The sequence below is a fragment of the Furfurilactobacillus curtus genome, assembly GCF_054657915.1.
Genome location: NZ_BAAHXU010000001.1, coordinates 755,842 through 776,690, shown reverse-complemented (window position 1 = coordinate 776,690; position 20,849 = coordinate 755,842). Strand labels below are relative to the sequence as shown.

General features: G+C 42.5%; 22 protein-coding genes. 20 read left to right on the top strand and 2 right to left on the bottom strand.

The features are described from left to right. Positions 1 to 46 precede the first annotated feature (46 nt). From ACYQ0Y_RS03980 to ACYQ0Y_RS03935, 10 genes are all read left to right on the top strand, one after another. Positions 47 to 1,036, top strand: a complete 990-nt coding sequence (locus ACYQ0Y_RS03980; RefSeq protein ID WP_407883766.1) for a serine hydrolase domain-containing protein — start codon at positions 47 to 49, stop codon at positions 1,034 to 1,036. 80 nt (positions 1,037 to 1,116) lie between these two features. Then, positions 1,117 to 2,082, top strand: a complete 966-nt coding sequence (locus ACYQ0Y_RS03975; RefSeq protein ID WP_407883764.1) for a type I phosphomannose isomerase catalytic subunit — start codon at positions 1,117 to 1,119, stop codon at positions 2,080 to 2,082. A 182-nt stretch (positions 2,083 to 2,264) separates the two neighbouring features. Beyond that, on the top strand, positions 2,265 to 3,644 hold the full coding sequence (locus tag ACYQ0Y_RS03970; protein ID WP_407883762.1) for a glycoside hydrolase family 1 protein: 1,380 nt from the start codon (positions 2,265 to 2,267) through the stop codon (positions 3,642 to 3,644). Continuing rightward, entirely contained in the window at positions 3,644 to 5,110 is a 1,467-nt protein-coding gene (locus ACYQ0Y_RS03965) for a PTS sugar transporter subunit IIC (protein ID WP_407883760.1), read from the top strand. Before ACYQ0Y_RS03970 ends, ACYQ0Y_RS03965 begins: the two co-directional genes overlap by 1 nt. 13 nt (positions 5,111 to 5,123) lie before the next feature. Further along, positions 5,124 to 5,453 carry a PTS sugar transporter subunit IIB gene (locus ACYQ0Y_RS03960; RefSeq protein ID WP_407883758.1) on the top strand — a complete coding sequence of 110 codons (330 nt, stop codon included), beginning with the start codon at positions 5,124 to 5,126 and terminating at the stop codon, positions 5,451 to 5,453. Between the two features lie 12 nt (positions 5,454 to 5,465). After that, positions 5,466 to 5,795: a PTS sugar transporter subunit IIA gene (locus ACYQ0Y_RS03955; protein ID WP_407883756.1), complete on the top strand. Its 330-nt coding sequence runs from the start codon at positions 5,466 to 5,468 to the stop codon at positions 5,793 to 5,795. Positions 5,796 to 5,829: 34 nt separating this feature from the next. After that, positions 5,830 to 7,275 (top strand): 6-phospho-beta-glucosidase, encoded by a 1,446-nt coding sequence (locus ACYQ0Y_RS03950; RefSeq protein ID WP_407883754.1) that lies wholly within the window; start codon positions 5,830 to 5,832, stop codon positions 7,273 to 7,275. Between the two features lie 114 nt (positions 7,276 to 7,389). Further along, positions 7,390 to 8,109 (top strand): GntR family transcriptional regulator, encoded by a 720-nt coding sequence (locus ACYQ0Y_RS03945; protein WP_407883752.1) that lies wholly within the window; start codon positions 7,390 to 7,392, stop codon positions 8,107 to 8,109. 28 nt (positions 8,110 to 8,137) lie between these two features. Then, positions 8,138 to 9,019: a fructokinase ScrK gene (gene scrK, locus ACYQ0Y_RS03940; protein WP_407883750.1), complete on the top strand. Its 882-nt coding sequence runs from the start codon at positions 8,138 to 8,140 to the stop codon at positions 9,017 to 9,019. Positions 9,020 to 9,138: 119 nt separating this feature from the next. Next, positions 9,139 to 9,981, top strand: coding sequence for an aldo/keto reductase (locus ACYQ0Y_RS03935; RefSeq protein WP_407883748.1), 843 nt, complete (start codon positions 9,139 to 9,141; stop codon positions 9,979 to 9,981). A 120-nt stretch (positions 9,982 to 10,101) separates the two neighbouring features. On the opposite strand, the gene ACYQ0Y_RS03930 is transcribed toward ACYQ0Y_RS03935, so the two are convergent. Both ACYQ0Y_RS03930 and ACYQ0Y_RS03925 read right to left on the bottom strand, forming a co-directional pair. Continuing rightward, positions 10,102 to 10,809 (bottom strand): type 1 glutamine amidotransferase, encoded by a 708-nt coding sequence (locus tag ACYQ0Y_RS03930; protein ID WP_407883746.1) that lies wholly within the window; start codon positions 10,807 to 10,809, stop codon positions 10,102 to 10,104. Next, positions 10,809 to 12,170, bottom strand: a complete 1,362-nt coding sequence (locus ACYQ0Y_RS03925) for a MurT ligase domain-containing protein (protein WP_407883744.1) — start codon at positions 12,168 to 12,170, stop codon at positions 10,809 to 10,811. Before ACYQ0Y_RS03925 ends, ACYQ0Y_RS03930 begins: the two co-directional genes overlap by 1 nt. 226 nt (positions 12,171 to 12,396) lie before the next feature. Between ACYQ0Y_RS03925 and ACYQ0Y_RS03920 the strand changes: the two genes are divergently transcribed. The 10 genes from ACYQ0Y_RS03920 to atpH all read left to right on the top strand — a co-directional run bounded on the left by ACYQ0Y_RS03920 (position 12,397) and on the right by atpH (position 20,836). Further along, positions 12,397 to 12,999 carry a thymidine kinase gene (locus ACYQ0Y_RS03920; RefSeq protein WP_407883742.1) on the top strand — a complete coding sequence of 201 codons (603 nt, stop codon included), beginning with the start codon at positions 12,397 to 12,399 and terminating at the stop codon, positions 12,997 to 12,999. A gap of 2 nt (positions 13,000 to 13,001) precedes the next feature. Continuing rightward, complete coding sequence (gene prfA / locus ACYQ0Y_RS03915) at positions 13,002 to 14,084, top strand: peptide chain release factor 1 (RefSeq protein WP_407883740.1); 1,083 nt, start codon at positions 13,002 to 13,004, stop codon at positions 14,082 to 14,084. Next, a complete protein-coding gene (gene prmC, locus ACYQ0Y_RS03910) occupies positions 14,077 to 14,934 on the top strand; it encodes a peptide chain release factor N(5)-glutamine methyltransferase (RefSeq protein WP_407883738.1) in 858 nt (285 codons plus the stop codon). Before prfA ends, prmC begins: the two co-directional genes overlap by 8 nt. A 37-nt stretch (positions 14,935 to 14,971) precedes the next feature. Continuing rightward, positions 14,972 to 15,988: an L-threonylcarbamoyladenylate synthase gene (locus ACYQ0Y_RS03905; protein ID WP_407883736.1), complete on the top strand. Its 1,017-nt coding sequence runs from the start codon at positions 14,972 to 14,974 to the stop codon at positions 15,986 to 15,988. A gap of 222 nt (positions 15,989 to 16,210) precedes the next feature. Beyond that, positions 16,211 to 17,449, top strand: coding sequence for a serine hydroxymethyltransferase (gene glyA, locus ACYQ0Y_RS03900; RefSeq protein ID WP_407883734.1), 1,239 nt, complete (start codon positions 16,211 to 16,213; stop codon positions 17,447 to 17,449). Positions 17,450 to 17,524: 75 nt separating this feature from the next. Beyond that, positions 17,525 to 18,154, top strand: a complete 630-nt coding sequence (upp, locus tag ACYQ0Y_RS03895; RefSeq protein ID WP_407883732.1) for a uracil phosphoribosyltransferase — start codon at positions 17,525 to 17,527, stop codon at positions 18,152 to 18,154. Positions 18,155 to 18,793: 639 nt separating this feature from the next. Further along, the gene (gene atpB, locus ACYQ0Y_RS03890) at positions 18,794 to 19,498 is read left to right on the top strand and encodes a F0F1 ATP synthase subunit A (protein WP_407883730.1); all 705 of its coding nucleotides are present in this window, start codon (positions 18,794 to 18,796) and stop codon (positions 19,496 to 19,498) included. A gap of 23 nt (positions 19,499 to 19,521) precedes the next feature. Beyond that, positions 19,522 to 19,734: a F0F1 ATP synthase subunit C gene (gene atpE, locus ACYQ0Y_RS03885; protein ID WP_407883728.1), complete on the top strand. Its 213-nt coding sequence runs from the start codon at positions 19,522 to 19,524 to the stop codon at positions 19,732 to 19,734. A gap of 48 nt (positions 19,735 to 19,782) precedes the next feature. Further along, a complete protein-coding gene (atpF, locus tag ACYQ0Y_RS03880) occupies positions 19,783 to 20,307 on the top strand; it encodes a F0F1 ATP synthase subunit B (RefSeq protein ID WP_407883726.1) in 525 nt (174 codons plus the stop codon). Next, entirely contained in the window at positions 20,291 to 20,836 is a 546-nt protein-coding gene (atpH, locus tag ACYQ0Y_RS03875) for an ATP synthase F1 subunit delta (RefSeq protein WP_407883724.1), read from the top strand. The genes atpF and atpH overlap by 17 nt, the downstream gene beginning before the upstream one ends. The last annotated feature ends 13 nt before the right edge of the window (positions 20,837 to 20,849 follow it).

Genomic DNA, 20,849 nt, shown 5'->3' with positions numbered 1-20,849 from the left:
TTTACTTGATGTGTTTAGTTGAAAGGGTAGTGGCGTGATTAGCGGGATGCATACGGAAAAAATGATTGAGCAGTTGGTGAGCGAACATATTGTTCCCGGAGCGTCGTACGCATTGATCGATCATGAATGTGTAAAGAAAAAAGTGATTGGTCAGGCTGCTTGGTGGCCGGAACCTGAACCCTTGCACGCAGGGATGTTATATGATTTAGCCTCACTTACGAAGGTGATCGGCACGACAACGGCCGTCATGCAATTAGTTGAGCAGGGTGTGATCAGTGTGGATGATTCACTGCGTCATTTTGTGCCAGCGTGGTCGGATGAACGAGTGACGCTCCGCGATTTATTAACACATACGGCAGCCATCAGTGGCTATATTCCCCACCGTAATCAGTTGCCAGCTGATCAGCTATTAGCGGCGTTATTGAAACTATCGGTAGGACCAACCTTTGAACAGCGTGACCATTATACTGATATTGGGCTAATTTTTATTGGACTAGTCTTGGAAGCGATTTATCAACAACCAGTGCAGACCGTGATTCGCCAACAAGTCTTGTTACCATTACAAATGACGACTGCAACGTTTAATCCGGAACCTAAAGATAGTGTGCCCACTGAATTGACGCCAAACGGACTGCTTCGCGGACAGGTTCATGATCCTAAAGCAGCGATTTTAAAAGAACATTGTGGCTCGGCAGGTTTATTTGCTTCACTGGATGATGTGACGACCTTTGCCCAGTGGTTCTTAAGTGATCGTGATGATGTATTGTCAACTAAAACTCGTGATTTATTGCAAACAGACCAAACGCCGAGGCGAAATCTTGGCCGGTCATTAGGTTGGAATTTAATTGCTGCCAGTACACCAGATCATTTAGTTGCATTTCATACAGGCTATACGGGAACTATTTTGATTCTTGATCGTGTCACAAAACAAGGATTTGTGTTGTTGACGAACCGCGTTCATCCAACGCAAAATAACCGGCGATTTATTAATTTGCGTCCTCATTTATATAGAACTTTTTTAAATGAGACTACGTAAAAAAGTAATTGGCTTTTTTAAATTGTGGTACACTATGGCCGATGTGAAATTTTTAGCAATGTTGAGAAGGAGTGGGCGTAATGAGTGAACCGATGTTTATGATTCCAGTATTTCATGAAAAAATTTGGGGTGGCACTGGTCTTCGTGACCGATTTAATTATGAAATACCAAGTGATCATACTGGGGAGGCTTGGGCGATATCGGCTCATCCGCATGGCCCAGCCACTATTGTTAATGGTGAGTTCAAGGGACAAACGCTAGACAACATTTGGAAAACTCATCGGGAAGTTTTTGGTGATGCTAAGGGTGATGTGTTCCCACTGTTAACGAAAATATTAGATGCTCATGAGGATTTATCCGTGCAGGTTCATCCTGATGATGCTTATGCACAAGAACATGAGCATGAATTAGGAAAAACAGAATGTTGGTATGTAATTGCCGCTGAACCTGGGGCCAAACTTTATTATGGGCATCACGCCCAAACGCGTGAACAATTGGCTGATTGGATTAATCACGATCATTGGGATCAACTGTTTCGAACAGTTCCAGTTAAACCTGGAGACTTCTTTTATGTTCCTAGTGGCACGATTCATGCATTAGGTGCGGGCATTATGGTATTAGAGACTCAGCAAAGTTCTGATACCACATACCGTGTTTATGATTGGGACAGAACGGATTCCCATGGTCGAAAACGACCATTGCACAAGCAACAAAGTATTGATGTGACAACGGTGCCACATGTTGATCCGCAGTTAACGATTACCACTAAACACGTAGGCAAGGGGACAATTAAGAAGTTTGTTGCTTCTGAATTCTTTGCCGTTTATGAATGGCGACCTAATGGCGATGAGTTACACATTAGTCGCGGGCAGGCTCCTTACACATTAGCTTCTGTACTAAAAGGCCATGGTCAGTTGATTGTGCCGGGGCAAGAGCCGTATGCTCTAGCAAAGGGGATGCATTTTATCATTCCTTTTGATGTTAAGGATTGGGCAATTAGTGGGGATGTTCAAATTATTGCTAGTGAGCCTGGAACACAAATTTAAAAATTCGATTTTAAATTGTTAATACAAAGCCTGTCAGAATCACTGATTCTGACAGGCTTTTACACAAAGAACATGCTTTTTTCTAAAAAAGCATGTTCTTTGTGTAAAAGAAGAAGTATAATACATCCTGTAAGCGCTTACTGAATCACGACACAGACAAAAGACAGTTAGGGATGAGCTGAGTGACTGAACGAAAAATGCCAAAAAACTTTTTTTGGGGAAATTCAGTTTCAAGTATGCAAACGGAAGGTGCTTGGAATTTAGATGGTAAAGGACCATCAGTCTATGACACTGTCACTGCGACAGCGAATACAACCGATTGGCGGGATGGAATTGATGAATATCACTTGTATGAAGAAGATTTAGACCTGATGGCGTCTATGCATTTGAATATGTATCGAATTCAAATTTCTTGGTCGCGAGTGATCCCAGATGGTGATGGCAAATTTAATCAACGTGGAATTGATTTTTATGATCGAATGGTGAACGCCATGCTGAAACGTGGTATTACGCCGATGATTTGTCTTTATCATTTTGATATGCCCTTAGCGTTAGCGCAAAAGTACAATGGATTTAGTTCACGCCATGTGATTGATGCATTCGTTCGTTTTGCTAAGGCAATGATTGATCATTTTGCTGATCGAGTTCCTTATTGGATCACCTTTAATGAACATAATTTATATTTTACTGATGAAGTATTTAATATTTCCGGTTACTTAAGTGGAGATCGTTCGCTTACAGATATGTATCAGATTTTTCATCATACGATGCTTGCCCATGCACGTGTAGATGCTTATCTTCATCAGAAATTTCCATTACTTAAAATAGGTGGCATGATCGCATATACACCTGCTTATCCGGCTAGTAGCAAGCCAACGGATGTCTTTTACACCCGTCGACTAAATGAATTTTTAAACGACAATTTAAGTCAGGCTTTTCTCGGTGAAGGTTACTCAAAAGAGGTGCTAACTTACATTAAGAATCAAAAAATAGATGCTGACTTTCAGGTGGAGGATCAGGAAATCATGCGCAAAATGCATGCTGATTTTCTCTCATTTAGTTATTATAAATCAACGGTCCTAAATGCCGACAAAATTCCGAATGGAACGGCACCTAACCGATACTTAAATCAAGCAGCAGAACCTAATCCATATGTGAACAAGAGCCCTTGGAAATGGGAAATTGATCCACTAGGTTTTCGCAACATCATCACACATCTGTCAAATCGTTTCAAGGTGCCTGTTTTTCCAATTGAAAATGGCATTGGTTTAAAAGAACACTGGGATGGGCAACATCAAATTGAAGATGAACAACGCATTGATTATCATCGAACACATATTCAAGCAATGAAAGATGCCATGTTTAAAGATGGTGCAAATGTGATGGGGTATCTGGGATGGGGGCTAATTGATATTCCGAGCTCTCATGCGGATTGTGAAAAACGTTACGGTATGATTTATGTCAATCGCACAAATCATGAATTAAAAGATTTAAAGCGGGTACCGAAAGCCTCGTATTACTGGTTTCAATCGGTATTGGAAAAGAACGGGGATGAACTGTGATGCAAGAAGAATCAAGTAAAAAGGGTATTGGTAGCTTCATTAATCAAAAAATTTTGCCGCCTGTGATGAAGTTTGTGAACACACGCCCCATCAAAGCGCTGCAAAATGGGATGGTTTACGCACTACCATTCATCATTATTGGATCAATTTTCTTGATTTTATCCAATGTGCCCATCAAGTCTGTTGCAGATGCCCTAAAGGCTTCTGGTTGGACAGCATTTTTCACCCAAGCTTATACAACGACATTTGGCGTTTTATCAATTTGGGCAGTAGTTGGTATCGCATATGTTTATGTTAAAAATGAGGGTTATGAGGCTTTACCAGCAGGACTAACTGCGTTGTCAGCATTCTTAATGTTGCAGCTTTTACAAACCACTAGCCCATTGACGACCGCCATTGGTAAAGGTGGTACAGGGATTCTTAATACAGCTGGTTCGACAGTTATGTCAGCTCATAATGTAGCTAGTCATGTTAGCCAACTGCCACATGTTTTACAAACCTTCGTAAAATCACCAATTACCAATGTAATCAACATTACTTGGCTCGGTGGTCAAGGAATGGTTGCAGCCATCATCATTGGTATTTTAGTTGGTGCATCTTATTCTAAGATGTTGAAACTTGGTTGGAAATTCACGTTGCCTGAACAAGTGCCAGCTAGTGTGGCAGATCAATTTACTGCAATGATTCCCGCCGGAGTTATTCTAATGGTATCTATGTTTATTTACGCCGGGCTAAAAACATTGATGCATACGGATTTACTTAGCTTGATTTATAAAATTCTTGAATTGCCAATGCAAGGAATCTCGGATTCATTGTTAGGCGCAATTGTTATTGGATTTGCGGTCTCGTTCTTTTGGTTTTTCGGAGTTCATGGTGGTCTGATTGTCGCCGCAATTGCGAGCGCGTTCTTAATTCCTAACACTGCGGCTAATGCGGTGTTGTATCATGCCGGGAAGCTAACCTTAGCAAATGGTGCTCATATCATTACGAATGAATTCTACAATAACTTTATTAACTTAACTGGATCTGGAATTACTTTTGGGTTAGTCATTTTCGCAGTATTCATGGCTAAATCAGAACAATTTAAATCAATTGGCAAGATTGAATTAGTTCCGGCGATTTTTAACATCAATGAACCATTTTTATTTGGATTACCATTGGTTATGAACCCATTTTTGGCCATTCCATTTTTCTTAACACCGTTATTCGTTGCCATTTCAACTTATTGTATGATTTATTTTGGGGTTGTACCGCCACTGAATGGTGTTGCCGCGCCATGGACTACTCCAGCTGTTATTTCTGGCTTTCTGATTGGCGGTTGGAAAATGGCCATTTGGCAGGCAATTACATTAGCAGTATCAGTAATAATGTATTTCCCATTTGCTCGTCGATATGATAATTACTTGTTACAAAAAGAACAGCAAAAAGCAGCAACAGATGATAGTGAAACTACAGCAAAAGACTAGGAGGAAACACATCATGGCTCAAAAAACAATTCTACTTGCTTGCTCGGCAGGCATGTCAACATCCCTATTAGCTTCTAAAATGCAGGATGCGGCCACAGCGGCCGGTAAAGATTACAAGGTATTTGCTACTTCAACATCGGATATCGATCATCAATTAGAAGCAGCTTCTCCTGATGTTTTGTTACTTGGCCCGCAGGTCCGTTACATGGCCGCTGATGTTAAACAAAAGACTGATGCAGCCGGGATTCCAATGATGGTTATTGATATGCAAGACTATGGCATGATGAATGGTGCCAAAGTTTTGCAATCCGCAGAGGCGCTAATTGCGTCAGCTACTAATTAAGGAGTTTGAGGAATGAATGACGAATATTCGCAGATTGTTATGAGCATTATTATGCAAGGCGGTGATGCTAAGAATGACTGCATGACAGCAATTAAAGCCGCTAAAGAAGGCAATTTCACGACTGCCCAGCAGTCATTAAAGGATGCTGACCAGGCCTTAATGAAGGCCCACGATGTCCAAACGAAATTATTAACCCAGGAGGCTCAGGGTCATCACACAGAGGTGAACCTGTATATGGTACATGCCCAAGATTGGTTAATGAACGGGATTACCTTTAAAGATCTTACGACAGAAATCGTTGCCTTGTATCAGACGATGGCCGGTAATAAATCCAATAATTAGATCTTATTGAAATAAAGAGAGAATGGTTGGCAGGATGAGACAACAGGCAATCGGATATCAATTACCAAAGGATTTTCTATGGGGCGCAGCAGCTGCTGCCCATCAACTAGAGGGTGCATGGAATTTCGATGGCAAAGGGGTTAGTATCGCTGATGTCATGCGATTGGGTGACAAAAATCATCCACGAGTTATAGACTCCAAGGTTGAGAAGGGACAAATTTATCCCAATCACTGGGGAATTGATTTTTATCATACGTTTGCTGAAGACATTACATTGTTTCATCAGTTGGGATTAACTTGTTTTCGAACTTCAATTGCTTGGACTAGAATTTTTCCTAATGGTGATGAAGCAGAACCAAATGAAGCAGGATTAGCTTTTTATGATCGTTTGTTCACGAGATTACGAGAAAATGGTATTGAACCAATCGTGACCCTGTCACATTTTGAAATGCCGCTTCATCTTGTCCAAGTCTATGGCGGGTGGCGTAACCGTAAATTAATTGATTTTTTTACTCATTTTGCGGCTACCGTTATTCAACGTTTTCATCATCAAGTGAAGTATTGGTTGACGTTTAACGAAATCAACAACCAAACGAATTATCAAGATCCACATCCGTTATTTCAAAATTCAGGTTTACAACTTACTGTTGATGAAAATAGTCGGCAACAAATGTTTCAAGCGGCACACTATGAAATGGTCGCTTCAGCGAAAGTGGTTCAACTTGCCCATGCAATTGACCAACAAGTGCAAGTTGGTGCCATGTTAAATATGTCTCCAATTTATCCTGATTCGGATGATCCCGCCACAGTTATGGCTGCTCAGCGGGCCATGCAAACGCGGTTTTATTATGGCGATGTCCAATGTTTAGGCATTTACCCCCATTGGTTATTGCTGGATTGGCAACATGCCAATTACCAAATGGACATCACAGAAGATGACTATCGGCAACTGCAGGCCGGTCGGGTTGATTATTTGGGATTTAGTTATTATATGAGTTTTGCAACACATTCCTTAACTGATCCCTTATTCACCTATAACGAGCAAAATAATTTAGTTGATAATCCTAATTTAGAAAAATCTGATTGGGGATGGCAAATCGATCCGCTGGGGTTGCGTTACGCCATGAACTGGATGTTTGATCGCTGGCATTTGCCACAATTTATCGTTGAAAATGGTTTTGGGGCCATTGACCAAGTTGATTATCAAGGGAAAATTCATGATCGAGGACGCATTAATTATCTAAGACGGCATATATTAGCAATGGAGCAAGCCGTTACATTAGACGGTGTTCCACTATTAGGCTATTGTCCATGGAGTGTAATTGATTTAGTTTCAGCAAGTACAGGTGAAATGAGCAAACGTTATGGTTTTATCTATGTTGATCAAGACAATTTAGGCCGTGGTAGTAAGCAGCGCTTAAAAAAGGATTCCTTTTATTGGTATCAAACGGTTATTCATTCCGGTGGACGCCTTGTTTAATTGTTGATTACAGCATCATTGTTCTCGATTGGATGCAATTATTGGTATAATCATCGTATTGGCCACCTTGTTGGCAGACTGATAATTATTAAGGTAAAGGGCTATAAATTACTGATGAAAAAATACCAATATGTTGTGTCACAAATTCAAAAACGCATTGAAAACGGTTTATATCCACCACAATCATTACTCCCGAAACAAGAAGAATTAGCCTCTGAATTTTCTGTTAGTAAAATGACAATTAAACGTGCTCTAGATGTCTTGACCCATGATGGGCAAATTTTTAAAAAGTCCGGTCTGGGCACCATTGTATTGGGTGGCACAGATTTACTGGAATCGCGTGATGCGCCAGCCAATGCGTTTGACGGTTTAACAATGCAGCAAGGCAGTGCTCATGTAACGAGTAAGATCATTCGTTTCACGAGCACGAGTAATGTTCCAGAGATTGTTTATCAGCGTTTAAGCTTGGCAACAACGACCCCACTATATGATATTATTCGTTTGCGTTTATTAGATGGGCAACCGTTTATTTTGGAACATACTTATATGCCTGTTGAAATGATGCCATCATTGTCAGAATCGGTAGTTAAGGGTTCTATTTACCGGTATCTGCACGAAGATTTAAAAATTGATTTTGGTGGCGCGCGGCGACGAATCCAGGCTGCAGAAGCGATGGATTTAGACGTTAAATATTTGGGTGCAAAAATAAACACTCCGATTTTAGAAATTGAGCAAGTTGTATGGACTAGTTTAGGCAAAAATATTGAATATTCGAAGAGCCGTAATTTATATGATACGCGAGCTTATAACATCATTGAAATTAATGATGGATGACAAAAAAATAGGATGAGGCGAAAGTGACATGTTGTTTGGAAGTATTGAAGCTGGTGGGACCAAGTTTGTTTGTGCTGTTGGGGATGAACGGCGCCAGGTTGTGGCGAGGGTTGTATTTCCGACGACAACACCGCAGGAAACATTATCCACGACAGTTGATTTTTTTAAACGTTTTGATGATTTAGCCGCGTTGTCAGTCGCTTCCTTTGGCCCAATTGAAATGAGACCGACTGCTGACAAATATGGTTATATTACAACAACACCTAAGCCGAATTGGTCCGACACCGATGTCCTTGGTTATTTAAAAAAGAACTTAACTGTACCGATGTACTGGACTACAGATGTAAATGGATCAGCTTTTGGTGAGTATATTACTTATCAACAGCACCATGATGAGGTCACTTCGTTAGTTTACTTTACGGTGGGGACAGGTATTGGTGCTGGGGCAATTGAAAATGGCCGGTTTATTGGGCATGCTGGTAATCCTGAGATGGGACATACGCACGTGAAGCGACATCCAGATGACCTTGATTTTGAAGGCGTTTGTCCTTATCACGGTGATTGTTTAGAAGGAGTGGCATCTGGCCCAACCTTTGAGGCTCGACTGGGAATTCCAGGAGCTAAAGTGCCATTGACAAATCATGTTTGGGATATTATTGCTTTTTATATTGCTCAAGCAGCTGAGCAGGCAACAATGGTACTACGACCAGATAAAGTGATTTTTGGTGGTGGCGTGATGAACCCAACCTTATTAACGAAGGTTCGTCATGAATTCACTGAATTGGTTAATGGATATATTGATCTAGGCGATCTAGATCAATATATTGTGATGCCGTTAGTTGAGGAAAATGGGTCAGCGACCATTGGAAATTTTGCCCTTGCTCAGCGAGTTTTTGAACAAAAAAACTAAGTGAATTTGTCAGGCCGGATGTTCAGAAAAGGTATTATTAGTTGGGAACACATTATGGCCTGACTATTTGTTCCAAATGATTTAGACTAGGTGGTGGAATCGAAAAGGAGGAACAAATAATGGAAAATGTGACCTTGAACAATGGGACCAAAATTCCCCAATTAGGTTTGGGTGTTTTCTTGGTTGAAGATAAAAATGATTTACGTCACTCGATTGAGTATGCACTGGCTGATGGTTATCGCCATTTCGATACAGCTGCCATTTATCATAACGAAGCTGGGGTGGGTGAGGCGTTAGCGGCTAGTGATGTTAAACGATCAGATTTGTTTATTACCTCTAAATTATGGGATAGTGTTCAAACTTACGATGACACGATTACTGCGTTTAAGGCAAGCCTACAACGGTTGCAAACGGATTATTTAGACTTGTATCTAATTCATTGGCCGAGTGCTGGCTATAATGAAAAATGGCGAGCGATGGAAGATCTATACAATGATGGTCTGATTAAGGCTATTGGGGTGTCTAATTTTGAACAACCGCAAATGGATCAATTATTGACGACGGCCAAGATCACGCCAGCCGTCGATCAGATTGAAACCCATCCTTATTTCCAACAAACTCAATTGCATGAGTATTTGGCCAACTTGGGCATCGCCCATGAAGCTTGGGGGCCCTTGGGACAAGGCAAAGGTGGCGTTTTGAAAGATCCTGTTTTAAATGAAATTGCTACTGCACACAATAAGAGTGTGGCGCAAGTGATTCTCCGCTGGCATATCCAACGCGGAATTATCGTCATTCCAAAATCAATTCACCAAGCCCGCGTCGCTGAGAATATTGATGTCTTCGATTTTGAACTCACTGATGCGCAAATGACGGCTATTGCCGGCATTGACAAGCACCAACGTGGTTCAGAAGATCCCAATGATGAGGCGTGGCTGAAGCGGTCGCTGACCATGAATTAAAGATCGTTAACGCTGTTTTGTTAAATAAAATGGCACGATCCATTCGATTTCATTTCGAGTGGATCGTGCCATTTGTTTTTCGTAATCGTGCATTTATCGCAACTTATTGTGTCATTGCGGCTAGAATGTTGCTGGGATTTCCATGGCCTCAAATGCTGAAAAATCTTGTGCGGGATACTTTCGTTTTAGTGCTTCTACGAGCAGATGTTTGGCAATATCGCCATTGCGAGTCAAAATCGGTCCGTGGAAATAAGTACCGTAGACGTTCTTATAGTGGACCCCCTCTGTACCATCCATACCATTATTACCAGCGCCTTCTGAAACAACGCCTAGGGGCGCTTCATCTTCACCTAAAAAAGTCATGCCTTGATGATTTTCAAAACCATGGTAGACTTCACCAGTTTGTTCATCCTGAATAATCGTGTCACCAATGAATCGATGATCATGTTGATTTTTTGTATAGTGTGACATCGATTTAGTTCCAGTGATTTTTTCACCGTCCGCACCAATGTAGTACTGGCCGAGTAATTGGAAACCACCACAGATTGCCAAGGTTGGCCCACCAGACTCGATGAAATTTGTGATGGCCGTAGCCTTACTGGGAAGATCCTTGGCCACAATCGTTTGTTCGAAGTCCTGACCACCACCAAAGAAGACGATATCATAGTCAGTTTCCCGGAAATCATCACCAAGACTGATCAGCGTGGTCTGAATTTCGGTATCCATCTGACCAGCGTAATAGTTCATGGCCAGAATATTGCCAACGTCGCCATAGGTGTTCATGAGATCGCCATATAAGTGAGCGATGGTTAAACTGTATTTTGCCATTAAGCACCCATTCCTTCCTTAATTAAACCTTTACTGGCAAATTGTTTTCGTAGTTGCAAAACAGCGGTATAGGTTGCCAGCACATAAACTTTCTTAGTTGGTAATGTCTTGATTTTGCCTACCACTTCGCTGAGATCAGGCTCAATAATCGGATGATCAACACCGGCCACTTTCAGACGAAAGGTGATATCTTTATAACGTTCGCCGCCGGTCATGAAAGCTTTGATCTTTGGCTGTTGACCGCTACCCGCGGCGCCTAGTTTTTCAAATTCACCGTCCCAAATCCAGCTTGTATCAATCCCATCCGCATAATTTGCATTCAGCAGGCCAACGAATGAGAAAGGATCTGGTTCCGTTAAGATCATATCAATGACTTGGTTAACACCGACTGGATTTTTAATCAAAATCAACGTCACATCTTTGTCGCCAACATGAATTTCTTCTTGACGACCGAAGACACGTTCATCGCTCGTAAAAGCCAGCCGTATCTGATCATCACTCACACCCATAAAGTGACCGACTGCAAAGGCAGCGAGTGCATTATAAATGTTGTACAAACCGCCAATACCAATTTCATAAGGTTGATTATTAATTTCAAACACTGAGCTAGTCGGAGTCATCGCGCCAAGTTTGGTAACAGCATCGGTCAATTCTGGCCGATGAAAACCGCAATGGGGACAGAAATAATCGCCTAAATTGCCATAAGTCATGAAGTGATAATGCAAAATGTGCTGACAGATGGGACACAAAATGCCATCGGTATTCACCGGGGCAGTTATGTCAGCTTTAGGCAGATGATTAAAGCCGTAGAAAATTTTGGGGTTAGGCAGTGAAACAGAATTAAATAACTGAGCGTCGCCGTTAGCAATAATCGTTGCATCTGGTGCTAGTTTAATTCCATCGAGAATTTTTTTATACGTTGTATAGATTTCGCCATATCGATCCATTTGATCGCGGAAGATGTTAGTTAGCACAAAGGCGATCGGTTTGATATATTGAGTAACCTTGATGACGTTAGCTTCATCAACTTCTAAAATTGCTAAGGGGCGTTGACCACGTGGACGTTTTGCATGAAGAAAAGTGCCAACGATACCTTGTTCCATATTGGATCCCGTCGGATTGGTTAAAACATCCGTATATTTTTCGCGTAAAACGCGAACTGTCAGTGCTGTCGTCAAGGTCTTACCATTTGTACCTGTGACCACAATGACGTCATAATTTTGTCCGAGGGTCTTCAACAATTCAGGATCAATACGCGTCGCCAGTTTGCCTGGCAGGGAAGAACCACCGTGTAAAAATGTGTGTAAGAACCAATAAGATGATTTGCCGACCGCCGTGGCCACGCCGCTTTTTAATGACATAAAAGAACTCCTTCAACACTGTAATTAACCTTTGTAGTTTAGCACATTCGTCAAATAAACTGGCTGAGGAAGCTCAGGTTTAAGCGCTGATTAAGAAATGCTATTGCTGATTTGTTAGTGTTCAGTATTACCCGGCTTGCTTCGCCAGGGGTCGAGAAGCCTGTTCATTGGGGCAATGATTCGCTATAATGAAAGGCGACAAAATTTTGAGCAGGAGTAAATCGACATGGCACAGTTATTTTTTCGTTTTGGCGCGATGAATTCGGGCAAAACGATTGAGATTTTAAAAGTCGCCCATAACTATGAAGAACAAGGAAAGTCAGTCATTATTATGACCAGTGCCGTGGATACACGAGATGGAGCTGGCTTTGTTTCCAGTCGGATTGGTCTTAAACGACCTGCTCACGCGATTCAATCGACGACAGATATCTATGAGGCTGTCACTAGAATTGATCCATCTGCGGCCTGTGTCTTGGTTGATGAAGCACAGTTTTTAGAAAAGCATCATATATTAGAGTTAACCAAAGTCGTTGACCAATTGCGTATTCCAGTGATGACTTTTGGTTTAAAAAATGATTTTAGAAATGAACTGTTTGAAGGCTCAAAGTACTTACTGCTTTACGCTGACAAGATTGAGGAAATGAAGACAATTTGCTGGTTCTGCCGAAAAAAGGCCATCATGAACTTACGGGTGCATGATGGCCAGCCGGTGTATGAAGGTGAGCAGGTCCAAATCGGCGGTAATGAAAGTTATTACCCGGTTTGTCGAGAGCATTATTTCAACCCCCCGATGAGTCAAGCCCAGTTTCATGTTGAGGAGACCAAATAATTATGGATGAAATGTTTGATAAATTACAGGCGGTGGCTGACCGTTATGAAGAATTGAATGAATTAATGAGTGATCCTGAAGTTATTGCTGATTCAGATCGTTTTATGGCATTGTCAAAAGAGGAAGGTAGCATTCGGGAAACAGTAACGAAATATCGGCGTTACCGACAGGTTATGACGGAAATTAATGACGATAATGACTTGCTACGAGAAAAGTTGGATCCAGAAATGGAGGCCATGACCAAAGATGAATTGAAAGACCTTGACGAAGAAAAGACACAATTGGAACAAGAGATTACCGTCTTGATGTTACCGTCAGATCCGAATGATGATAAAAACATTATTATGGAAATTCATGGCGCTGCTGGCGGTGATGAAGCAAGCTTATTTGCCGCCGATCTTTTTAACATGTATACCCGTTATGCTGAGCGACAAGGCTGGAATGTCGAAGTCATTGATGAGAATGCGACCGAAGTGGGCGGTTTTAAAGAAATTGTCCTCATGATTACGGGTGAGAAAGTCTATTCCAAGTTGAAGTTTGAAAATGGTGCTCATCGTGTGCAGCGAGTCCCAGTCACCGAATCGGCCGGGCGTGTACACACGAGCACGGCGACAGTTGGTGTGATGCCCGAATATGAAGATGTTGATATTGATTTGGATCCAAAAGATATTCGGACAGATGTGTTTCGCTCTTCTGGTGCTGGCGGTCAACATATTAACAAAACCAGTTCAGCAGTGCGAATGACCCACTTGCCGACCGGGGTAGTTGTTTCTATGCAGGACCAGCGATCTCAGCAACAAAACCGTGCAAAAGCGATGGAGATCCTTAAACAACGGGTTTACGACTACTATGCTTCGCGGGAACAAAATGAATACGATGAACAACGTAAAACAGCTGTGGGGACCGGCGATCGTTCTGAACGAATTCGGACCTATAATTTTCCACAAAACCGTGTGACAGATCATCGAATTAATTTGACACTGAATAAATTAGATCGGGTGATGAACGGCGAACTCGATGAAATTATTGAAGCATTATTGTTGAATGAACAAGCCAAAAAGATGGAAGAATTGAATCATGGCTAATCCAACTGTGATCGAAGCCCAGCAGTGGGCTTTTTCGTGTTTTAAAGCTGTCACGAATAAGTCAATTGAGGATGTGGGACAGTTGCCCGAAGTGATTATGTCAGATCTTTTTGGGTGGTCACGCACCAAACTGCTCCTATCGTTGCGTGATACTTTAACAACGACACAGTGGACAGCTTATCAACAAGCGGTTAACCGGATCGTAGCAGGTGAGCCTGAACAATATGTGGTAGGTAAGGCTACTTTTTATGGACGACCATTTCAGGTTACTCCAGCCGTACTAATTCCTCGTCCTGAAACAGAAGAGTTAATTGACTGGGTGCTCAGCGATTGGGGAAAAGTTTCCCTAAAACGGGTGCTTGATATTGGGACTGGTAGCGGCGCGTTAGCGATTACGTTAGCACTGGAACGGCCGCAGTGGCAGTTAACTGCTACCGATATCAGTGCAGCCGCTGTTGCCGTTGCACAACACAACGCGTTGGCGTTAAATACGAAGCTCAACTGGGGGGTGGGCGATCTCTTCACTCCAGTGAACGAGCAATCCTTTGACCTAGTCATTAGTAATCCGCCATATATCAGTCAGCGTGAACAATCATTGATGGATGAGAGTGTCCTAAATTATGAACCGCATGAGGCATTGTTCGCTGCTCATGATGGTTTAGCCATTTATGAACGGATCGCTGCTCAATTGGTTGATCACTTGTCTCCCAATGGCGCAGCCTATTTTGAAATTGGTTTTGCGCAGGGTCCGGCGGTAGTGGCGTTAATGAAAAATGCCATCCCACAAGCGGACGTATCCTTGAAACAAGATGTGACGGGACATGATCGGATGATTCGGGTTCGACTTTGAAGAATCGAGTTAATTTGAGTAAAAGGGGATAACTAGCATGAAAACACAAATTTTTTCGACGGCCGAAATTGATCAAGCTGCTTCAGCCTTGGCTAAGGGCGAGTTGGTGGCTTTTCCAACAGAGACCGTTTATGGTTTAGGGGCCGATGCATTGAATGAAGCAGCAGTTAAAAAGGTGTACGCGGCGAAGGGGCGACCAAGTGACAATCCCCTAATTGTACATGTGGCAGATATCGAAACCGTCAAACGGCTAGTTGAACCATTATCTGAAGGGGCTCAGCAATTAATGGCAACTTTTTGGCCGGGTTCCTTGACCATGATTTTTAACCTAAAACCTAATGTTCTTTCAAAAACGGTTACTGGTGGTTTAACAACGGCGGCATTTCGTTTTCCGGCAAATGAAACTACATTAGCTTTGATTAAGACGTTCGGGCATCCAATTGTTGGTCCATCGGCGAACACCTCCGGGAAACCTAGTCCGACTACTGCCCAACATGTTTATCATGATCTCCATGGTAAGATTGCGGGGATTCTTGACGATGGTGCGACTAAAGTTGGTGTGGAGTCGACGGTACTTGATATGTCAACGTCACAACCAGCTATTTTACGACCTGGGGCAGTGACCGCCGCACAGATCGAAGCGGTGATTCATACACCGGTGGCAACGGAGGTTCATCAGGTTGGGATTAAGGAAACGCCTAAGGCACCGGGGATGAAGTATAAGCATTATGCCCCAGCTGCTCAGGTGGAAATCGTGAATGATGAGGATTGGTCGGCGGCCCTAAAGTGGGCAAAAAAACAATCGAGCAAAGTTGGGGTGATGGCAACGACGGGGCGACTGACCGATCTGACCTTGCCGAGCAATGTAGAAGTTTTTTCACTAGGTAAGGATGTAACGTCGGCTAGCCATTTATTATTTGCCGGTTTGAGACATTTTGATGATGAGCCAACAATTCATTACATTTTGGCTGAAGGCTTTACGCCAAAAAATCTTGGCCTCGCGTACATGAACCGATTAAAAAAGTCAGCGGGAAATGTCTTCTTTGAACCTTAGTCGATTCAAACGTTAGCGCAAAATATCGCTGGTGATGAATAAATTCAATTCATATTTACTCGAACCCAGCAACACATGTGGCTAGGTTCTTTTTTTGTCTCTAAACAGGGCGTTCATACGTTCAAGGTGCTGCTGATTATTGAGATAAAATTGCCTCTTCAAAGTTCAGTGCGGTAAAATGAGGCAATAGATTTCGATGATTGTTTTGAGGAGGAACTGACCATGAGTTATCAAACAACAGATCCAGAACTGTGGCAAGCCATTGAACATGAGGGCCAGCGGCAACAAGGAACGATTGAACTAATTGCTTCAGAGAATATTGCTTCAGATGCGGTTCGTGCAGCTCAAGGTTCAGTATTAACCAATAAATATGCCGAAGGTTACCCAGGACGCCGTTATTACGGTGGCTGTGAATATATTGATGTGGTCGAGCAACTCGCGATTGATCGAGCGAAAACACTGTTTGGTGCTGAATATGCCAATGTGCAACCACATTCCGGTTCTCAAGCTAACATGGCAGCTTATAGCGCTTTGATAAAACCTGGAGATGTCGTCATGGGGATGGCGCTGGATGATGGTGGTCACTTGACCCATGGTTCGAAGGTTAACTTTAGCGGAAAAACTTACACCTTTTATCCCTATCATGTTGATCCCAAGACACAGCGACTGAATTATGAGGCAATCCGTGAGCAAGCTCAAGAGGTACAGCCACAATTGATCGTGGCAGGCGCCTCCGCGTACAGTCGCACAATTGATTTTAAAGCCTTTCGTGAAATTGCCGATTCGGTGGGGGCCAAGTTGATGGTTGATATGGCCCATATTGCCGGTCTTGTCGCCGTTGGCCTGCATCCAAGCCCAGTTCCATATGCTGATGTTGTGACTACCACGACCCACAAAACATTGCGTGGCCCGCGGGGCGGTATGATTCTTGCCAAAGCTCAATATGCCAAAAAGCTCAATTCGGCCGTTTTTCCGGGAACACAAGGTGGTCCACTGGAACATGTGATTGCCGGTAAAGCAGCTGCTTTGGGTGAAGCATTACAGCCAGAATTTAAGACTTACGGTGAACAAGTCATTCGTAACGCACAAGCAATGGCGGCGGTCTTTAACGCTGATGAACATGTCCGGCTACTAACTGGCGGGACTGACAACCATTTAATGACGCTAGATTTGACGGACACAGCATTGACTGGGGCGGCCTTACAGGACCTGCTAGACGCTGTGTCAATCACGACAAATAAAGAGGCAATTCCAAATGATCCCGAGGGACCTCAAGTCACTTCTGGTTTACGGATTGGAACGCCAGCCATCACAACCCGGGGCTTTAATGAAAATGAATGTGAAGAAGTTGCGGCCCTTATTTTGCAAATGATTCAACATCCTGCAGATGAGGTGGTTGCGAAATTTGTATCGCAGCGGGTTCAGGCTTTAACAGCAGCTCATCCAATTAATGTGAATTAATTACCGTTTGTGCTCGCGTTTGCCACAAAAATCGACTAAAATTGAGAGCAGAAAATAAAAGGAGCGTGGCACCGCATGGGAACATTTCAGGTTCTTGATCATCCACTAATTCAGCATAAATTAACGATTATTCGTAATCGAGAGACAGGCACGAAGGTTTTTCGAGAAGTTGTCAATGAAATCTCAACGTTGATGGCCTACGAGGTGTCGCGGGACATGCCATTGGAAGATGTTGAAGTGACGACGCCGATCGGTCCGACGATTAAAAAGCAATTAGCTGGTAAAAAATTAGCGATTGTGCCAATTTTACGGGCTGGATTAGGGATGGTTGACGGTTTTTTAAACTTGATTCCGGCAGCCAAAGTTGGTCATATCGGGATGTATCGGGATGAGGAAACGCTTCAACCCGTGGAATATTTTGTAAAAATGCCCGCAGATATTGATCAACGGCAAATCTTTGTCGTTGATCCAATGCTGGCTACTGGTGGTTCAGCGATCATGGCAATTGATGCGCTCAAACAACGTGGTGCTAATAATTTTAAATTTATGTGTTTGGTGGCAGCACCTGAAGGTGTAAAAGCTTTACAAGCAGCACACCCGGATGTAGATATTTACACTGCTGCCTTGGATGAAAGCCTCAATGAAGATGGTTATATTGTGCCAGGCTTAGGTGACGCAGGTGATCGTTTATTTGGGACTAAATAACTTTAAGCTATCCTTGAGTAAATCGTGACTGGAATATAAAAGATGTGTAAATATAGCATAACTAGTCGTTGATCTTGTATAAAATCCTTACTCCAAAATGTAGGCGGAGATAAGGATTTTTTAATTTTTCATCCAGTGGTGTTTGACTTTGAAAATTTGAACTAGTTTTGGCGGCTACCAGTACACACTAAACCCAGCTGATTGGCCATTTTAAGGCTGTCGAATGATCTCAGCTGGTCCAGAATAAGAATGCAATAATTAATCAAAAATTGGCTGGTTAACTTGTTATTTAATCAGCTAAAATATTTTTAGCGGACAATTAAATTGGTTTTAAAAAATGCAATCACGAGAGCAGAATTAGAGTGGAGCAACGCTTTGAAACAAAAATGGAACGTGAGAGAAAAATGTAAATTATTTTCAGTAAGCAGATGGAACCGCTTTCTAATTGATGGGAAACTTGTGGCTCTAAGGATGACAGGACTTTGATGAAGTGTAAATTCTTTTGCGATTGATTTTCAATGGTGGTATCATAACTCTGTATTTTGAACAGCAAACGCTCAATTTTTGGACTATTCGGTCAGAGTTGGACTGGTTCACGATATTGTTAGATATTAAGGTTACGAAAAGAGGTGATATTTAGTGGATTCCTTCCAATTTTTGGGGCTGACTTTTCACACTGCTAACATTATTTCAGTGACAATTGCGTTCGCATTGGTGTTTGGTTTCGTTTTCTTTTTATCTAGACGATTAACATTGAAACCAACAGGTGGACAAAATATCTTGGAATGGGTGATTGATTTCACGAACGGAATCGTTCGTGGTCAACTACCTGGACGTGACGGTGGTCAGTTAGGGTTATTTGCATTTACGCTGTTCCTATTTGTATTTTTTGCCAATGAATTTGGTCTATTCTTGCAGGTTGGAGTTAATGGGGTCGATTATGTACGTAGCCCAACTGCAGATCCAGTTATTACGTTAACGATGGCAATGGTTACACTAGCGTTAGCGCACTTTCTGGGTGTGGTGAAGTTTGGTTTCGGCGGTTATCTGTCAAATGCGTATTTAAAGCCATTTGCTGCTTTATTGCCGATTAACCTTATCGAAGAATTCACGAACCTGTTAACGTTAGCTTTGCGGCTTTACGGGAACATCTTCGCTGGTGAAACGCTACTGAAGTTACTCGGTAGTATGGCTTTCTCACATGGGTTGCCAACTATGATTGTGGCGTTACCACTCGAGATTGCTTGGCAAGGGTTCTCAGTCTTTATCGGAGCGATCCAAGCCTATGTTTTTGTAACCTTAAGCACGGTATACATTTCTCGAAAAGTGACAGTAGAGGAATAAAAATCTTAGGAGGATTCAATATTATGGGTGCAATTGCTGCTGGAATTGCCGCTGGTGCGGCTGCCATTGGTGCCGGTGTCGGTGACGGCCTGGTTATTTCAAAGACTTTGGATGGGATGGCTCGTCAGCCTGAAATGTCCGGTCAACTGCGGGGAACAATGTTCATTGGGGTTGGTTTGATTGAAGCCATGCCAATCATTGCGATCGTTATTGCCTTCTTAGTTATGAACAAGTAGTTTGAATTGTGAAGACATACAAATTCTAACTAGAGGAGGTGTCAATAGATGTTTTCACCATTAATACTGGCGTCAGCGAGCGGATTTGATTATGGTGACATGCTGTTTTACATGGTGGCTTTTGTCCTATTAATGTGGTTAGTTAAAATTTTTGCATGGAAACCGGTTAACAAAATGATGTCTGACCGAGCCACAAAAATTGCTAATGATATTGACGCTGCGGAAAAGTCACGATCAGATGCTGAAAGTCTTGCTACACAACGCCAAGATGCGTTGGCCAATTCTCATCAAGAGGCGACAACTATTTTGGCTGATGCCAAAGATGCAGGAAGCAAGCAGCGTGATCAAATCATTACTAAAGCTCAAAGTGACGCGCAACAGCTACGTGAATCGGCAACTGCTGATATTGAGCAGCAGCGTCAAGACGCGTTAGCAAGTGCCCGCAATGATGTTGCGGACTTATCTATTGAGATTGCTTCCAAGATCATTCATAAGCAGTTAGATGCTAATGATCAAAAAGCATTAATTGATTCTTACATTGAAGGGTTGGGAAAAGATGACCAAACTCGCTAAATCGCAAGTTGCTCGTCGTTATGGCCGAGCAATGTTTGATACGGCTAATGAGCAGCATCAAGTAGAGTCGATTAATAACGAGCTCGTTCAAATTCAAGGCGTTTTTCAAGCCATCCCGAACCTTGGCACGATTTTAACTGGTGCTGGGTTGAAGAATCCTGAAAAAGAAGCCCTTTTAAAGCCTTTGCTAGATGGGGCAAGTCCCCTTGTTCATAATTTTTTGCAAATGCTTTTTGACTACGGCCGCTTGAATGATACGGTCGCAATCATTGATGAGTTCAAACGGCTCTACGATGAACAAAATCAAGTGGTCTCGGCCGACGTCACAACTGCTGTTGCTTTAGATATGAACCAGCAACAACGTTTGATGGCCAGCGTGGCTAAACGTGTTGGTGCGAAAACAGTCCGATTGAATGTCGTTATCGATCCTGCCATTATTGGTGGTGTGATTATCAATACTAACGATACGGTAATTGATGGCTCAATTCGTAACCAACTAAACCGTCTGCGACAAACGTTGACGCGTTAAAAATCTTTGTAAA

Coding starts and splice junctions, on each gene's coding strand:
- atpH (WP_407883724.1), top strand. CDS start 20,291: ATGACCAAACTCGCTAAATCGCAAGTTGCTCGTCGTTATGGCCGAGCA.
- ACYQ0Y_RS03925 (WP_407883744.1), bottom strand. CDS start 12,170: ATGTCATTAAAAAGCGGCGTGGCCACGGCGGTCGGCAAATCATCTTAT.
- scrK (WP_407883750.1), top strand. CDS start 8,138: ATGTTGTTTGGAAGTATTGAAGCTGGTGGGACCAAGTTTGTTTGTGCT.
- prfA (WP_407883740.1), top strand. CDS start 13,002: ATGGATGAAATGTTTGATAAATTACAGGCGGTGGCTGACCGTTATGAA.
- ACYQ0Y_RS03935 (WP_407883748.1), top strand. CDS start 9,139: ATGGAAAATGTGACCTTGAACAATGGGACCAAAATTCCCCAATTAGGT.
- ACYQ0Y_RS03920 (WP_407883742.1), top strand. CDS start 12,397: ATGGCACAGTTATTTTTTCGTTTTGGCGCGATGAATTCGGGCAAAACG.
- atpE (WP_407883728.1), top strand. CDS start 19,522: ATGGGTGCAATTGCTGCTGGAATTGCCGCTGGTGCGGCTGCCATTGGT.
- prmC (WP_407883738.1), top strand. CDS start 14,077: ATGGCTAATCCAACTGTGATCGAAGCCCAGCAGTGGGCTTTTTCGTGT.
- ACYQ0Y_RS03950 (WP_407883754.1), top strand. CDS start 5,830: ATGAGACAACAGGCAATCGGATATCAATTACCAAAGGATTTTCTATGG.
- ACYQ0Y_RS03980 (WP_407883766.1), top strand. CDS start 47: ATGCATACGGAAAAAATGATTGAGCAGTTGGTGAGCGAACATATTGTT.
- ACYQ0Y_RS03955 (WP_407883756.1), top strand. CDS start 5,466: ATGAATGACGAATATTCGCAGATTGTTATGAGCATTATTATGCAAGGC.
- upp (WP_407883732.1), top strand. CDS start 17,525: ATGGGAACATTTCAGGTTCTTGATCATCCACTAATTCAGCATAAATTA.
- ACYQ0Y_RS03945 (WP_407883752.1), top strand. CDS start 7,390: ATGAAAAAATACCAATATGTTGTGTCACAAATTCAAAAACGCATTGAA.
- glyA (WP_407883734.1), top strand. CDS start 16,211: ATGAGTTATCAAACAACAGATCCAGAACTGTGGCAAGCCATTGAACAT.
- ACYQ0Y_RS03975 (WP_407883764.1), top strand. CDS start 1,117: ATGAGTGAACCGATGTTTATGATTCCAGTATTTCATGAAAAAATTTGG.
- atpF (WP_407883726.1), top strand. CDS start 19,783: ATGTTTTCACCATTAATACTGGCGTCAGCGAGCGGATTTGATTATGGT.
- ACYQ0Y_RS03905 (WP_407883736.1), top strand. CDS start 14,972: ATGAAAACACAAATTTTTTCGACGGCCGAAATTGATCAAGCTGCTTCA.
- ACYQ0Y_RS03965 (WP_407883760.1), top strand. CDS start 3,644: ATGCAAGAAGAATCAAGTAAAAAGGGTATTGGTAGCTTCATTAATCAA.
- ACYQ0Y_RS03960 (WP_407883758.1), top strand. CDS start 5,124: ATGGCTCAAAAAACAATTCTACTTGCTTGCTCGGCAGGCATGTCAACA.
- ACYQ0Y_RS03930 (WP_407883746.1), bottom strand. CDS start 10,809: ATGGCAAAATACAGTTTAACCATCGCTCACTTATATGGCGATCTCATG.